This window comes from Arthrobacter sp. UYEF36 (assembly GCF_040547025.1).
GTDB lineage: Bacteria > Actinomycetota > Actinomycetes > Actinomycetales > Micrococcaceae > Arthrobacter.
This window is the reverse complement of record NZ_JBEPOX010000004.1, coordinates 79,712-94,480: the sequence shown is the minus strand read 5'-3', so window position 1 is coordinate 94,480 and position 14,769 is coordinate 79,712. Positions and strand designations below refer to the sequence as shown.

The following is a 14,769-nucleotide window of genomic DNA, read 5'->3' as shown; positions in this document are numbered from 1 at the left end:
CTTTCAGTTGCTCGGGAGTTCTGCACTTTCAGGGTCGCTGAGCGCGGCGTCCGTGGGGTGGGGAGCCTGTCCGCGGAGCTCCATCCTGGTCAGTTCCGCCCGGGTGGGCGGGTTGGCGCCGGCCCGGGACACGGTGACGGCGGCAGCCCGCGCGGCATGGGCGAGGAGGTCCCGGAGGCTCTCGGCGGAGAGTTCACGCAGGCCCTTGCGGTTCTGCGCCCCGGCCAGACCCAGGTCCACCACGCCGGAGAGCAGCGCTGCCATGAAGGAGTCTCCAGCGCCGACGGTGTCCGCGACCTGGACGGACGGCGCCGGGAAGTGCGCCTCGCCGGCGGCATTCACGCCCCAGGGCCCTTCGGCGCCGCGGGTAACCACCACCATGGCGGGGCCTTCCGAGCCGCCTAGTTTCAGCCAGCGCCGGGCGGAGTCGAGCGGATCCTCGCCGGGGTAGAGCCATTCGAGGTCCTCGTCCGAGGCCTTGACCACGTCGGCCAGGGTGACGAACTTCTCCGCCTGCCGGCGTGCGTAGTCCACGTCGGTGATGATGCTGGGCCGGCAGTTGGGGTCGTAACTGATGGTCGCCGAGGGATGGGCATGCTCGACGGCGGCGAGTACTTCCGCGGCCCCGGGCGCCAGCATGGTGGCAATCGAGCCGGTGTGCAGGAGCGTCGTTGCCTGCAGCATGAATGGCAAGCGGTCCGCGAGGCCGGGCAGTTCCCAGGCGAGTTCGAAGGTGTAGCTGGCGGCGCCGCCGTCGTCGATCAGGGCGGTGGCCACGGACGTCGGGAGCCCGTCCGGGGCCAGCGGAAGCAGCACGGAGCTGGACTTCAGGTGCGCCGCCACTGATTCGCCGTAGGCGTCGCGGCCGTAGCGGCCAATGAACTGCACCGGATGATCCAGCCGGGCCAGCCCCACGGCGACGTTCAGGGGGCTGCCGCCGACATGGGCCTGGATACCGGAGGAACGCTGGACCACATCGACCAGGCCCTCGCCAATAACTGTGAGCATGCTCATACTCTGCCAGAGAACGAGGGCCGGTGCCGGAGTGTTTCGGCGTGCGGGTGTTTCGTTCAGGCCGAAGAGGCCGCGGACCCGGGGGCGTTCTCCACCGGGATTCCGGCGGGCCCGGCGTCGTCGAAGTTCGCGTCGATGTGGACCACATCCCTGCCGGCGCGCTGCAGCAGGCTCGCCGCAGTGCCGGCCCGGTAGCCGGACGTGCAGTGCACCCACAGCTTCCCGGCGGGGACGGAATCGAGCCGCCGCAGCAGTTCATGCAGGGGGACGTTGAGCGCTCCGGCCACCCGCGACTCGGCGTACTCGTCGGCCCGCCGCACGTCGACGACGGTGTCCCCGGGAGCCTTGCCGGCGAGCACGCCGTCCCAGCCCACGCGGGGGTAGGAGGCAAGAGCGGCGCGGGGAGCCAGTGCGTGCGGGTCCGTTCCGAGGGCGGCATCCGGGGAGTCGATGCCGATCCGGGAAAGGTCGCGGATGGCTTGTTCCACGTCCTCGCGGGATCCCACGAGGGTCAGCTGCTCGCCCCAGGGCAGGATCCAGCCCAGGTAGGTGCTGAAGCTGGTGCCGTATTCGAAGCTCACGCTGCCCAGCAGGTGGTTGCTGGCGAAGGCCACGCGGCGGCGCAGGTCCACCACCCACTCGCCGCCCTCCAGCCGGCGCAGGAGTTCCGCGGCATCAAGGGACTCCGGAACGGTCAGGTCGGCCGGGCCGGGGCCGGCCGCGTTAGTGACGCCCATGTGGGCGTAGTAGGAGGGATAGGCCGTGAGGTTCGCGATGAGTTCCTGGACGAAATGGTCCTCGTCCGGGTCCGTCAGGGCATGGTTGCTGCTGAGCTGTTCGCCGACGGTGGAGGATCCGGCACCGCTCGCCGGACCGGAGGAGCAGAAGGAGCCGAACCCGTGGGTCGGGAACAACGCGGCTTCGGGCGCGGCCTCCCCGACGAGCCGGCGCACCGAAGTGTACTGGTCATGCGTCAGCCCGAGCGTGTCCTCGGCGCCCACCAGGTCCGTCCGGCCGACCGAGCCGAAGAGCAGGCTTCCGCCGGAGAATACGGCCTGCTGCCCGCCGTCGTCCACGATGAAGGACAGGTGGGTGTGGGTGTGCCCGGGTGTGGCGAGGGCCTTGACCGTCAGCGAACCGACCCGGACCGTCTGCCCGTCCGTGATCGGCTGCCGCTCGAATTTGACCGGGTCGGCAGCGTTCACGAGATAGCTGGCACCGTGCGCCCGGGCCAGTTCGAGGCCGCCGGTGAGGTAGTCGTTGTGGATATGCGTCTCGGCAACATGGGTGATGGTCACTCCGGCGTCGCGGGCGGCCGCCTCGACGCGGTCCGTATCCCGCTGCGGGTCGATGACCAGCGCCACGGAGCCGTCATGGACAAGATAGCTGCGGTCCCCGAGTTGGGTGGTCTCAATGACAACGACGTCCATGATTCACTCCTGGCTGGTCAAGGAAAGGACGGCCGCGGGCGGCCGGCTGCGCACTCTCCATGATCAAACCCCCTGGGGTATGAACGCAAGCCCCAATCCGGGACCGAGACCGGCATCGCACGGCGGCGCGTGGCCCGGAGGGGGTACCCGCGTGGCCCGGAGGGGGTACCCGCGTGGCCCGGCGGGGCTACCGCGCGGGGCCGTCCTGCTGGTAGACGTCGGGAATCCCGTCCATGTCCGCGTCGACCTTCTCCGCCTCCTGGACCTGCCGGTAGTGCCGGTTCCGGGCCCGCAGCACCAGCATGGCCAGCAGGGCTGCCAGCACGGAGGCCGCAAGGATGCCCACCTTGGCGTGGTCGTCGTGGAGGCTGCCCTGGCCGAAGCTCAGCTCGGCCACGAGGAGCGAGACGGTAAAGCCGATGCCGGCCAGCAGGGACACTCCGAAGATGTCAATCCACTTGAAACTGGTGTCCAGCCGGGCCTTGGTGATCTTGGTGAGCAGCCAGGTGGTGCCCATGATGCCGATTGGCTTGCCGAGGACCAGCGCCAGGATGATGCCGACGGCCACCGGGTCGGTCAGCGCCGAAACCAGTCCGTCCCAGCCACCCACGGCCACGCCTGCGGAGAAGAACGCGAAGATCGGGACGGCGACGCCGGCCGAGATCGGGCGGAACCGGTGTTCGAAGATCTCCGCGAGTCCCGGACCGGACTCGGGTCCACCGCTGGCCTGGGAGCGCAGGACGGGAACGGCGAAGCCGAGCAGCACACCTGCGACGGTGGCGTGGATCCCCGAGGCATGGACGAGTGCCCACGTAACAGCACCGATGGGGAGCAGAATCAGCCACGCGGCGGGGGCCTTCATCCCGAAGAAACGCCGGTACTTATGCGCCAGGTAGGCGTACAGGGCCAAGGGGATCAGGGCCAGCAGCAGCGGCGTCAGCTGGAGGTCGCTGGTGTAGAAGATGGCGATGATGGTGATGGCGATCAGGTCGTCCACGACGGCCAGGGTCAGCAGGAAGATCCGCAGGGCGCTGGGCAGATGCGAGCCGATAATGGCCAGCACGGCGACGGCGAAGGCGATGTCGGTGGCGGTGGGGATGGCCCAGCCGCGCAGGGTCTCCGGGCTTGCGAGGTTGACGACGATGTAAATCACGGCCGGGATGATGACGCCGCCGGCGGCCGCTGCGACCGGAACGATCGATTTGTTCAGCTGGCGCAGGTCACCGGCGATGAACTCACGTTTGAGTTCGAGTCCGACCAGGAAGAAGAAGATCGCCAGCAGCCCGTCGGCCGCCCAGGCGCCGAGGCTGAGTTCCAAGTGCCACGGTTCGTAGCCGAACTTGAAGTCCCGCAGGGCGAAGTAGCTCTCGGAAGCGGGTGAGTTGGCCCAGATGAGGGCGATCACCGCTGCGGCCACCAGGAGGGCGCCGCCGACGGTCTCCTTGCGGAGGATCTCTCCGATCCGGAGGGATTCGGCGTAGCTGCCACGGCTGAAGATCGTCATGCGCGGCCGGGTGGGGGGAGGCGTGGGGCTCATGCGGGGAGTCCTAAAAGTTGGGTCGACAGAACTATGCCGACCAGACTTCCCGGCGCACCTGCCTCCCAGTCTAGTCGCTCACGGCATGGTGCTGAACCGTTCGGCCTTGACTTTGCTGCCCTGGACGATGATCTGGTCATCGTCGTAGAGCACCGTTTGCGCCGTTGTGTGGCCCCAGGTGCCGCCGGGCCGTTTCACGGCCACGATAGTAACTCCGAACTTGTCCCGGAGCCCGAGCACGCCCAGCGGCCGGTCGCGGACCGCGGCCGGCGGGCTGGTGCGGATCATAACGAAATCGTCCTCGAATTCCACGTAGTCAAGAATTGAGCCCAGGACCAGGTGTGCAACGCGCTTGCCCATGTCGTGTTCCGGCCGGATGACGTGCTCGACACCGAGCTGGCCCAGGATTTCGGCGTGGGGTTCGCTGATGGCCTTCGCCCAGATCTGCGGACGCTTGAATTTCAGGATCCGCGATGTGGTCAGGATGCTGGCTTCGATGTCCGAGCCGATCCCGACTACCGCACGGTCGAATTCGTGGACCGAGAGCTGGCGCAGCGCCTCTTCCTTGGTGGAATCGGCCCTGACCACGTGGGTGAGGCGCCCGTTGTAGGACTGGACGACTTCTTCGCTGGCGTCGATGCCGAGCACCTCCGTACCCTGCGCTTCCAGTTCCAGTGCAAGCGAGCCGCCAAAGCGGCCCAGGCCGATGACCACCACCGAGGACGCCTTGTCACTGGCGGCCGCGGAGTGGGACGAGAAGATATTCCTAGCCAATGAGGGGCCTTTCTTTGGGGTACTCGTAAAGTGTGGGTCGTTCGCGCAGGGCCAGGGCCGCACCCAGCGTGACCGGACCCAGCCTCCCGACGAACATGAGCAAAATCAGCACGAGCTGTCCGGCGGGGGGAATCGCGGCGGTGATGCCGGTGGACAGCCCGACCGTGGCGAAGGCCGAAATGACCTCAAACAGGATCCGTTCCTGCCCGAAGTCGGTGATCAGCATCAGGAACATCGTGGAGCCGGTGACGAGGGCGATCGCCAGCAGCACCACGGTAATGGCCTGGCGGTGCACCGCGCGGGACAGTCGCTTGCCGAAGATGTTCACGGCCGTCCCGCCCTGCAATTCGGTACTGAGGATAAAGAACAGCACCGCGAACGTGGTGACCTTCAGGCCGCCGGCCGTACCGGCCGGGCCGCCGCCGATGAACATCAGGATGTCCATGCCCAGCCAGGACACCGGATTCATCTGGGCAATGTCGATGCTGTTGAACCCTGCGGTACGGGTAATGACGGACTGAAAAAAGCCGGCCAGCATGCGCTCGGCCGGATGGAGACCGCCCAGGGTTGCCGGGTTGGCCCATTCGAGGGCGGTGAGGAAAACGGTCCCGCCGGCCAGGAGGATGCCCGAGCCGACGACGACGAGTTTGGTGTTCATGCTCCAGTGGATCGGACGCCGGTACTGCCGGCCCAGTTCGAAGAGGACCGGGAATCCGAGTCCGCCAATTATCACCGCGGCGGCGATCGGCAGGCAGATCCAGGGATCGCCGACGAACCGCATCAGGCTGTCCGAATACAAGGCGAAGCCGGCGTTATTAAAGGACGAGATGGAGTGGAATACGCCATGCCAGACCGCGTCGCCCAGCGCATAGCCGTACCCGGCCATAAAGCGGACCGTGAGAATCAGTGCCAGCGCTGCTTCCACGATCACGCTGATGAGCAGGACACCGAGCAGCACGCGCCGGACATCACCGAAGCCGCTGCTCTTCGTCTCTGCGGCGGCAGATATCCGGGACTTCAGGCCCAGCCGCCGCGCAGTCAGCACCCCGAGCAGCGTGCCGAAGGACATCACCCCGAAGCCACCGATCTGGATGAGGACCAGGATGACCACCTGGCCGAATCCACTCCAGAAGACGGGTGTGTCCACGGTGATCAGGCCCGTGACGCAGACGGCGGACGTGGCGGTGAACAGCGCCTCCAGCGGGCTTGCCCCGCCCCCGTTTGCCTTGGCCGCCGGGAGCATCAGCAGCCCGGTCCCGACCGCGACGGCCGCGGCGAAGCCCAGCACGATCACTTGGGCAGGGTGGCGAGGAGCGAACCTCCGGATGACCCTGGCGTAGCCCGCAGCCAGGGCGCGCGGAACTACGGGAACTTCGACTCGCATAGGCGCCACGCTACCACTGGCCGGCGGCCGCGGCGGACGGGTTTCAGGCGAGCAGAAGCTGTACGAGTTCGCGGCACTTCCGGTAGGCGGCGGCCTTTGGGTCGATCAGGGCGAAATGGTCGCCCGGGACCTTCAGGAGCTGGACCGGAGCACAGGCGGACTTTGCCGCCGACGCGTAGGAGTCCGACAGGCTGGCGGGGACATCGTCGTCGTCTGTGCCGTGGACGGCATAAACAGGGACCGTCAACGGCACTGCGCTCATCGGGTCGGCAAACTTATGCCGTTTCGGGTATTTCTCGGAGGAACCCCCCAGCAGGTTGCTGACGGCGCCGTTGCTGAGGTTCAGGCGTTCGGCTTCAGCGAGGTTCAGTACCCCGGACTGGCTGACGACGCCGGTCAGGTGCACCGCGCCGTCGTTGTGCTTGCGCAGCAGCTGGCGGTCCGCGTCCGGGGCTCCGAGCTGGGCGAGGCGGCACCGGCCCGCCGCCCAGACCGCAAGGTGCCCGCCGGCGGAGTGACCCAGCGCCACAACCCTGTCCAGGCCCAGGCCATGTTCACCGGCAATGTCGCCGAGCTTGTCGATTCCGGCGAGCACGTCGGAGAACGTATGTGGCCAGCCGCCGCCGTTGCCGGCACGGCGGTACTCCAGGTTCCAGGCGACCATGCCGTGCGCCGCGAGGTCCTTGGCCAGGGGTTCGCCGAGTTCCGCGCCGTACTGCGAGCGCCAGTAGCCGCCATGGATGACCACCACCACGCCCTTCGTGACGGCAGAATCCGGCAGGAAGAGCTCCCCCCACTGGCTGGGGTCATCGCCGTAGCTGTACCTATGCCGCTTCACTGTGTCCTCCTTGGGGCCCGGTGAACAGGCGGCGGAGACTGCCCCCAGAGTCACCGTCGCTGCGGCCGTGATCAAAGCCCGACGCCGCACATCAGCCATGTGAGGAGCCTACCTTGAGCGCTGCGCGGCACGGCGCCAAGCGGCACCGGCCCGGTGGGGCGGCCGGTCCGGACGGCCCCCGCGGGTGTCAGCCCCTCCGCCGTCGCACCCCGGCCGTAAGCTGGAGGCATGGCGAGCAACTGGGATCGACTGGACCCGAAACTGCGCGAGTCCGTGCAGGAAAACGTGGAACTCTACGAGCGGGTGCGCCCTGCCCTGAAGCTGGTCACCCGCGAGGTCCTGCTGACGCTGCGGAGCATGCTCAAGGGCACCGAGGTGACGCCGCTGTTCGTCACCGGCCGCACCAAGACGGTCGAATCCTTCCGCGAGAAGATCTCCCGCATTGAGGAGCCGCTGGAACCGGGCGGCCCGCCGGTGCTGAAGTTCCCGGATCCGTTCCGAACCCTGAATGACATGGTGGGCATCCGGGTGATCACGAAGCTGCCGACGGAAAACGCGGTGGTGGCCAACCTGATCAAGCGCCAGCGCCAGCTTTTCGACTGCCGCGGTGACCGCGAGAAGGACATCGGCTCCATCGAATCGGGGACCTACGGCTATTCCAGCCGCCACCTGATCCTGCGGACCATCCAGAACGAGGCCGTCAAGGAGTATCAGCACGCCTACAACCCGGAGATCCAGCCGAACGGCAGCTACTTCTTCGAATGCCAGATCCGCACCGTGTTCGCGCACGCCTGGAGTGAAATCGAGCATGACATCCGTTTCAAGGCCGAGGATCCGCGCGCCTGGACCCCCCACTTCGACCGCCAGTTCACCGCCACCGCAGCCATGCTGGAAACGGTGGAGGGGGCATTCGCCGACCTGCACGAACGCTACGAAGAGGTCCGCAGCTACTGGGACATGGACGGCGAAGGTGCCGCGCAGCTCACTCCGAACCGGATCCGCGATGTCTGGCGCACGCTGCTCCCGCACGTGGACCGGAAGGTCGACGACGACTGGGGCTGGGCCGCCGAGCTGATGGCCGCCCACGGCCTCAACCAGACCATGCAACTGGCCGGGCTGCTCAGCGCCAACCGGATCACCGAGGTCCGCAGGGCGCTGGACCACCGCTACTCCCCCGGCCCGGACCGGCTCCTGGATGACCTGCTGCTCTGGCAGTACGGCACCAAACACATCGACCTCACCGCCGAACCGGCCGACGCCGTCCCGCACCCGCGGCGAGACAGCCTCCAGCGGCGGCTGAAGCAGATTGAGCGCTACCGGCTGACGCAGGGGTAGGGGGCGGGCCTACAGCTCGCCCGGCTCCAGGCGTTCCTCGAGCACTTCGGCGGTTGAGTCCCCGGAGTGGACCAGCCGCACCCGGTACGCTGCTTTGCCCGGCGTTTCCGTGACCGCCCCGACCAGTTCGGTCCCGCGGTACAGCAGGCCCACGCCGTCGTCGGTGCAGTGGGTCTCGCCCAAGGTTCCGTCCGCCACCAGACGGTGCACAAGGGGCCGGCGTGCGGCTTCGGAGTCGTAATGGACCCCGTTATCGTACGGGAGGAGTCCCAGTCCGTTGCCCACAGCGCGAAGCTCGGGACCGAACGAATCGGTCGTCCCGCCCTTGAACCAGCAGATCGAACCCGCCGAGACCCCGGCAAGGACGACTCCCGCCTCCCAGACGCGCCGGAAGATCGCCTCCAGCTCATGGGCGCGCCACACGGCGAGGAGGTTCACGACCGAACCGCCGTTCACCCAGACGACGTCCTGGCCGAGCAGGTATTCCTCGACGTTCCCGACGTTGGGCATGGTGAACAGGTTCAGGTGGGTGAGGTGGAAGCCGGCGGCGTTCCCCGCTTCGCTGATCTCATTGTTGAACCAGCGCTGGTCCCCGCTGGCGGTGCCGACGTGGGCAACCCTGGGCGCCCGGCCGGTGGCTCCGGACAAGTCCACGGCGTGATGGACCAGCTTGTTGAATTCCAGACGTGTCCGAACCCCCGGCTTGAAGCCACCGGAGGTCGCAAGGATTGTCGGGCTTTCGGCAGCCATAAAATTCCATCCTGGGTCGGGGAAAATGCGGTCTAGGAGTCGAGCGTACCGAAGCCTCCCTGCCTGCGCGGATTCCCCCCACCTTTGGAACAGCGACGCCGGTACTCATGGGCGGGTCGGTTCGACACGCGGGGCGCCGACTTCAAAGGTGGGGAAATTCCGGCGTCGAGGGCGGCCTCAGGCGAACCGTGCCAGGGGGTTCTGCAGCCGGCCGGCCATCTGCAGCCCGCCGGACGGGTCGGTCAAATCCAGCATCTGCTGGTTGTTGCGCAGCTGCAGCCGGTTGAGGCAGGACAGCGGGAAGTCCTCGGCGAACAGCTCATGCCGGGAAAACTGGTCTGCGAGCCCGGGGTGCTTGCCCTGGTAAGTCCGGAGGACGGCCGCGGCGGTCTCCCAGAATTGCTCGCCACTGAGCTGGCCGTCGTCCTCCAGCAGCGCGCTGAGGAACCGGAAGATGCAGTCGAAGACGTCGGTGAAGATGGCCAGGACCTTCTCCTCGTCGGGGATCTCGGCCTTGATCCTGGCCACCTCCTCGGGCAGCTCCAGGCGGTCACCCATGACGACGATCTCCTCGGCGATGTCCTTCATCACGGCGCTGACCGGGACGCCGTTCTCGAGGATCAGGATGACGTTCTCGCCGTGCGGCATAAAGGCCAGTTCGTAGGCATAGAGGCAGTGGACCAGCGGGACGAGATAGGCCTCGAAGTACCGGCGCAGCCACTCCGCAGGCTCCAGTCCGGAACGCTCGATGAGCGCGGACACCATCGGTTTTCCCGCGGCGTCGACGTGCAGCAGGGACGCCATGCTGGCCAGTTGTTGCCCGTCAGCCAGCAGCGGCAGCGGGCTTTCCCGCCACAAAGCCGACAGCATCTTCCGGTACGGCGACTCCTTCGGCGCCGCGGCCTCGTAGTAGCCGTTGTGGTAGCCGATGGCGGCGACTTCGCGGATGAGTTTCAGTCCGCGGCGCTGCAGGGTGGCGTCGCTGAGGATCAGCCTGTGGAGCCAGTCGTTGATGGCGGGGGTGGCCTTCATATACTGCGGCGACAGTCCCCGCATGAAGCCCATGTTCAGCACGGACATGGCCGTCTTGACGTAGCATTTCTCCGGCGAGACCGTGTTGAAGAACGTCCGGATGGACTGCTGGGCCTGGTAGCTGTCCGCCCCGATCCCGAGATGCACGATGTGCTGCCTCGCCAGTTCCGCGGCGAACGTCACGGAGAGCTTGTTGTCCCATTGCCACGGGTGGACCGGCATTAGGAAGTAGTCCGCCGGGTCCAGGCCCAGGGTGCCGAGCTCGGCGTCAAAGTGCACGACGGCGGACGTCCCCAGCTCGGCGTCGAGGTGGTTCCGGTAACTCAGGCCCGAGGCGGACGTGAAGACGGCCTTGGTCCGGTGCACCGCGATCCACTCGAGTTGCACGGGGGCGCCGGCCTCCGGGGCGAAGGAACGGTAGTCCGTGATCCCGAAGCCCAGCCGCCCGTTGTTGGCCACGAAGCACGGATGGCCTTCGGTCATGCTCCGTTCGATGGTTTGGAAGTCGATGGCGGCGTCGGCCCCGCCGGTCACGCCCGCCGCCAGTTCCTCGGAGGAGGGCTGGCCAATCCATTGCTTGTAGGCGTGGCTGGCGAGCGTGCTGCTGATTTCCTCGAGGTAGACCGGGAGCATCTCCTCGCGGATCCCCAGGGTGTCCCGGAACTCGGTGATGAAGCGCAGGGCATCGAGCTCCGTCTCCTGCCCCGCGGGACATGCCCATTCTTCAGCCCCTGGCGTGGGCATGTCGGGATATGCCCGCGCTGCGAGGCGGCGGATGGACATGTCCGCGATGGACCAGTGGTCGAGCTCCAGTTTCCGGGCCGAAAACCGGTATTCCACGGACCCGTCGTCGCTGGTGACACGGTAGTGGGCGGGTTCAGTTTCAGGCCCTTCAGGGGTGAGAATTTCAGGCGTGAGGATCCGTTCGTGCGAGAACTCGGCGAGCGCCTTGCGGACCACGTGCCGGTTTGCGGCGGCCCAGCGTTCCGGGCTCAGGTGGGCGGTGGCATTGCCGGCGGTCAGGACGGATTCAAGTTCAGCGATGGTCATAGCGGTGCTCCCTGGCGGATCGGGGACGAATGAAGGTCAAGGCGGGCGGCGTGGAAAGCCTCCCGGCTGCAGAAACTGAGCAGCGCCCGCTTCCCGGGCAGTGCCACCTTCCCGATGGGAAGGAAACCCAGCCGGGCGTTGAGGAGGTGGATTTTTGTGTTGCGGGCGTCGGGTTCCACCACGATGCGTTCCACGCCCGGGTCGCCGAACAGCAGCTCCAGGACGGCGTCCATCACCCTCGTGGTGTAGCCGGGACGAGCCGGACCGGTCGGCGGGGCAACCAGCAGATGCATCCCGAGGTCGCCGGGCCGGACGGCATACACCCCGGCCAGCGGCGACGAGTCCGGAAGGTACGCCTCCGTCAGGAAGGCGGGGACGCCGTCGTCGAGCCCCAGCAGCGCGTGGTGGTGGCCGCTGGACTGGATCTTCGAGTACTCCTCGGCAACGTCCTCAACGGTGCAGCCCAGCATGTCCCAGAAAGTGGCGTACGGCTGGGTCACCCACGAGTGCAGGAGCGGCGCGTCGGCCACCGGGTCCAGGTCGCGGAAGGTGAAGCTCACGCCGGCCCTCCCGCCGCTGCCCGGGCACCGCCGCGCGCGGCCCCCTGCCGCGCCGTCCCCGGCGGCGGGCCGAACTGCTGGAACGCGATGCTTTGCTCCACCGGATAGACCTCCCGGCCGGTGATTTCCCGCAGGATGCAGGAGTTGCGGTACGCCGCCATGCCCAGGTCCGGGGTGACGAAGCCATGGGTGTGCAGCTCGGCGTTCTGGACGAAGATCTCCCCGGGTTCGACGCCGGTGCTGTAGTTGCGGTCCACGGCGAACCGGCCGCTGCTGTCCCGTGCGATCCGGTGCTGCACGCCGGCGAGGAACTCCGGCTCGCGGTAGCCGTAGCCGGTGGCGAGTACCACGGCTTCGGTGTCCAGCGCGTAGTCGGCGCCCGTTTCCTCGTGCCGCAGCTGCAAGGTGTGCGACGCCGATGCCGGGTCCCAGGCCGCGCCCGTGAGCGCCGAGTGGGTCAGCAGCTGGGTGTCCACCATGCCGGCGAGGCTTTTGGTGTAAAGGAGGTCGTAGATGGCGTCGATCAGCTCCGCGTTGATGCCTTTGTAGAGGTTCTTCTGGCTCTCGATCAGGCCGTCGCGCTGTTCCTGCGGCAGGGCGTGGAAGTAGTCCACGTATTCCGGCGACGTCATCTCCAGCGTCAGCTTGGTGTACTCAAGCGGGAAAAACCGGCCCGAACGGGTGACCCAGTTCAGCCGGTAGCCGTGGACGTCAATCTCCTGCAGAAGCTCGTAGAAGATTTCGGCGGCGCTCTGGCCGCTGCCCACAATCGTGATGCTCCGCCGCCGCTGCAGTTCGCTTTTCCGCAGCAGGTACTCGGCGTTGTGCAGGACGAGTCCCCCGGCGTCCGCGATGCCGTCGCAGGCCGGCGGAACATAGGGCGAGGTGCCGGTGCCCAGCACCAGCCGCCGCGCGTGCAGGACCTCGGGCCCCTCCGGGCCTTCCAGGGCCAGGCGGTACACGCCGTCGTCGTGGCTGATCTCCAGCACCTCCGTGCCGAACCGGACGGAGTCCAGCTGGCCCGCCACCCACTGGCAGTACTGGTTGTACTCGGCGCGCAGCGGGTAGAAGTTCTCCCGGATGTAGAAGCGGTACAGGCGTCCGGTCTGCTTCAGGAAATTCAGGAACGAGAAGGGCGATGTGGGGTCGGCCAGGGTCACCAGATCGGCCATAAAGGGGACCTGCAGATGGGCCGGCTCCAGCATCATGCCCGGGTGCCAGTCGAAGGATTCCCGGCGCTCGAGGAAGATGCCGGCCAGCCCGTCGATGGGCTCGCTCAGCGCCGCGAGGCCCAAGTTGAAGGGCCCGACGCCGATGGCGGCGAAGTCGTGGACGCGCTGCGTTGCGCTGGGGGCACCGGCGCTCATACGGACACCTCCGCGGCGGCCAGCAGCGATGCCCCGGTGCTCCGGAGCAGCTCGATGATGCTGCGGATGTCCTCCACGCCGGCCTCGGCGTTCAACAGGGTGAACTTCAGGTAGTGCCTGCCGGCGACCGTGGTCCCGGCCACCACGGCCTCGCCGGAGGCGAAGACAGCGGAGCGGATGTCCTGGTTGAGGCGGTCCGCCGTGTCTTCGAACAGCCGGCAGTCGTCCTGCTGCAGCGGACGGTAGCGGAACACGAGCGTGCTGAGCTGCGGCGGGGCGGCGAGCTCAAAATCGGGATCAGCTGCCAGGACGGCACCCACGCCCGCCGCCAGATCAATGGCCCCGTCAAAGAGCGTCCCGAGCGCATCGGCTCCCATGATCCGCAGCGTCAGCCAGAGCTTCAGGGCATCAAAACGGCGCGTGGTCTGAATGCTCTTGTCTACCTGGTTGGGGCGGTCGACGGCGGTGGCCGGGTTCAGGTAGTCGGCGTGGTAGGTCACGTGCCGCAGCGTGGCCGCGTCCCGGACCAGCAGGGCGCTCGAGCTGACCGGCTGGAAGAAGGTCTTGTGGAAGTCGACGGTGACCGAATCCGCCCGGTGGACGCCGTCAAGCAGGTGCCGGTGCCTCCCGGACACCATCAGCCCGCCGCCGTAGGCTGCGTCGACGTGGAACCAGGCACCGTGCTCGCGGGCCGCCGCGGCCAGCTCGTCCAGCGGATCAATGGCCCCGAAGTCTGTGGTCCCGGCCGTGGCCACCACCGCCACGGGGACGAGCCCTTCATTCCGGGCCCGGGCCAGTTCCCCGGCCAGCGCCTCCGGATCCATCCGGTGGTCCTGTCCGCAGGGAACGGACACGACGGCGTCGTACCCCAGTCCCAGCATGGCCGCGGACTTCCGGATGCTGAAGTGGCTGTCCGCGGAGGCGAAGATGCGCAGCTTCTCCAGGAGGGACGGCAGCCGGAGCCCGTCATGTTCCGGGTCCAGCTTCAGCCATTCCACGGCCTGGTTCCGGGCCAGCAGCAGCGCCTGGAAATTGGACTGGCTCCCGCCCGAGGTGAAGACACCATCCGCGGAATCACCTAGCCCGAGCTGCCCGGCGGCCCAGGAGATGAGACGCCGCTCGATCATGGTGGCGCCCGCACTCTGGTCCCAGGTGTCCATCGAGGAATTCACGGCGGACAGCACAGCCTCGGCAACGAGGGCCGGGATCACCACGGGACAGTTCAAGTGCGCCGCGTACTTGACGTCGTGGAAATACACGGCATCCCGGAGGTAGACGTCCTCCAGCTCCTCGAGGGCGGCTGCGGTATCCCCCAGCGGGGTGCCCAGGTCCACGCCATCGACCCGGCTCTTCAGCTCGCCGGGAGTGACCCCGGTAAACGGGCGCCTGCAACTCGAGACCTTGGCGGCGACCGCCGTCACGCCCCGGAGCACCTCGGCCGTGTATCCGACGGCATTGCGGGCAGTGAAGAGGTGGGCGGCGGCATTTTGCATGCGCCGGGCCGGGGACCCGGGCCCGGTCCGGGTGCCCGGAGGCACGGGGTGAACATCCACAGGGGTTACGGGCGCCACAGGGGAATCCTTTGTTTGGCGTTAGACAGCATCGACTAAGCTAACCCTTACTTAGGTGAGCCTTAACGTCAAACTAGTGTGACTTAATTCCCTGGAGGTGGCATCCTGTGGCTGATGGACGGCGCGT

Annotated in this window: 12 protein-coding genes; 1 reads left to right on the top strand and 11 read right to left on the bottom strand. The window is 67.4% G+C overall.

Features of this window, described 5'->3' with window-relative positions; translation table 11 throughout:
- Positions 1-3 precede the first annotated feature (3 nt).
- From ABIB29_RS08260 to ABIB29_RS08235, 6 genes are all read right to left on the bottom strand, one after another.
- Complete coding sequence (locus ABIB29_RS08260; protein ID WP_354171751.1) at positions 4-1,008, bottom strand: carbohydrate kinase family protein; 1,005 nt, start codon at positions 1,006-1,008, stop codon at positions 4-6.
- 62 nt (positions 1,009-1,070) lie between these two features.
- Positions 1,071-2,444: an MBL fold metallo-hydrolase gene (locus tag ABIB29_RS08255; protein ID WP_354171750.1), complete on the bottom strand. Its 1,374-nt coding sequence runs from the start codon at positions 2,442-2,444 to the stop codon at positions 1,071-1,073.
- Positions 2,445-2,631: 187 nt separating this feature from the next.
- Complete coding sequence (gene nhaA, locus ABIB29_RS08250) at positions 2,632-3,981, bottom strand: Na+/H+ antiporter NhaA (RefSeq protein WP_354171748.1); 1,350 nt, start codon at positions 3,979-3,981, stop codon at positions 2,632-2,634.
- 78 nt (positions 3,982-4,059) lie between these two features.
- Positions 4,060-4,755 (bottom strand): potassium channel family protein, encoded by a 696-nt coding sequence (locus ABIB29_RS08245; RefSeq protein ID WP_354171746.1) that lies wholly within the window; start codon positions 4,753-4,755, stop codon positions 4,060-4,062.
- Positions 4,748-6,139 (bottom strand): TrkH family potassium uptake protein, encoded by a 1,392-nt coding sequence (locus ABIB29_RS08240; protein WP_354171744.1) that lies wholly within the window; start codon positions 6,137-6,139, stop codon positions 4,748-4,750. Before ABIB29_RS08240 ends, ABIB29_RS08245 begins: the two co-directional genes overlap by 8 nt.
- Before the next feature lie 43 nt (positions 6,140-6,182).
- Positions 6,183-6,977 carry an alpha/beta hydrolase gene (locus ABIB29_RS08235; RefSeq protein WP_354171742.1) on the bottom strand — a complete coding sequence of 265 codons (795 nt, stop codon included), beginning with the start codon at positions 6,975-6,977 and terminating at the stop codon, positions 6,183-6,185.
- Positions 6,978-7,205: 228 nt separating this feature from the next.
- Between ABIB29_RS08235 and ABIB29_RS08230 the strand changes: the two genes are divergently transcribed.
- Positions 7,206-8,312, top strand: a complete 1,107-nt coding sequence (locus tag ABIB29_RS08230) for a GTP pyrophosphokinase (RefSeq protein WP_354171740.1) — start codon at positions 7,206-7,208, stop codon at positions 8,310-8,312.
- A gap of 9 nt (positions 8,313-8,321) precedes the next feature.
- On the opposite strand, the gene ABIB29_RS08225 is transcribed toward ABIB29_RS08230, so the two are convergent.
- From ABIB29_RS08225 to ABIB29_RS08205, 5 genes are all read right to left on the bottom strand, one after another.
- On the bottom strand, positions 8,322-9,062 hold the full coding sequence (locus ABIB29_RS08225; protein WP_354171739.1) for a Type 1 glutamine amidotransferase-like domain-containing protein: 741 nt from the start codon (positions 9,060-9,062) through the stop codon (positions 8,322-8,324).
- Positions 9,063-9,239: 177 nt separating this feature from the next.
- The gene (locus tag ABIB29_RS08220) at positions 9,240-11,144 is read right to left on the bottom strand and encodes an IucA/IucC family protein (RefSeq protein WP_354171737.1); all 1,905 of its coding nucleotides are present in this window, start codon (positions 11,142-11,144) and stop codon (positions 9,240-9,242) included.
- Positions 11,141-11,704 (bottom strand): GNAT family N-acetyltransferase, encoded by a 564-nt coding sequence (locus ABIB29_RS08215; protein ID WP_354171735.1) that lies wholly within the window; start codon positions 11,702-11,704, stop codon positions 11,141-11,143. Before ABIB29_RS08215 ends, ABIB29_RS08220 begins: the two co-directional genes overlap by 4 nt.
- Entirely contained in the window at positions 11,701-13,071 is a 1,371-nt protein-coding gene (locus ABIB29_RS08210; protein WP_354171733.1) for a lysine N(6)-hydroxylase/L-ornithine N(5)-oxygenase family protein, read from the bottom strand. Before ABIB29_RS08210 ends, ABIB29_RS08215 begins: the two co-directional genes overlap by 4 nt.
- Positions 13,068-14,564, bottom strand: a complete 1,497-nt coding sequence (locus tag ABIB29_RS08205) for a pyridoxal phosphate-dependent decarboxylase family protein (protein ID WP_354172021.1) — start codon at positions 14,562-14,564, stop codon at positions 13,068-13,070. Before ABIB29_RS08205 ends, ABIB29_RS08210 begins: the two co-directional genes overlap by 4 nt.
- Positions 14,565-14,769 lie beyond the last annotated feature (205 nt).

Bases quoted from the DNA above. Each gene is read 5' to 3' on its own strand.
- ABIB29_RS08240 (WP_354171744.1), bottom strand. From the start codon at position 6,139: ATGCGAGTCGAAGTTCCCGTAGTTCCGCGCGCCCTGGCTGCGGGCTAC.
- ABIB29_RS08210 (WP_354171733.1), bottom strand. From the start codon at position 13,071: ATGAGCGCCGGTGCCCCCAGCGCAACGCAGCGCGTCCACGACTTCGCC.
- ABIB29_RS08205 (WP_354172021.1), bottom strand. From the start codon at position 14,564: ATGCAAAATGCCGCCGCCCACCTCTTCACTGCCCGCAATGCCGTCGGA.
- ABIB29_RS08225 (WP_354171739.1), bottom strand. From the start codon at position 9,062: ATGGCTGCCGAAAGCCCGACAATCCTTGCGACCTCCGGTGGCTTCAAG.
- ABIB29_RS08255 (WP_354171750.1), bottom strand. From the start codon at position 2,444: ATGGACGTCGTTGTCATTGAGACCACCCAACTCGGGGACCGCAGCTAT.
- ABIB29_RS08230 (WP_354171740.1), top strand. From the start codon at position 7,206: ATGGCGAGCAACTGGGATCGACTGGACCCGAAACTGCGCGAGTCCGTG.
- nhaA (WP_354171748.1), bottom strand. From the start codon at position 3,981: ATGAGCCCCACGCCTCCCCCCACCCGGCCGCGCATGACGATCTTCAGC.
- ABIB29_RS08260 (WP_354171751.1), bottom strand. From the start codon at position 1,008: ATGCTCACAGTTATTGGCGAGGGCCTGGTCGATGTGGTCCAGCGTTCC.
- ABIB29_RS08220 (WP_354171737.1), bottom strand. From the start codon at position 11,144: ATGACCATCGCTGAACTTGAATCCGTCCTGACCGCCGGCAATGCCACC.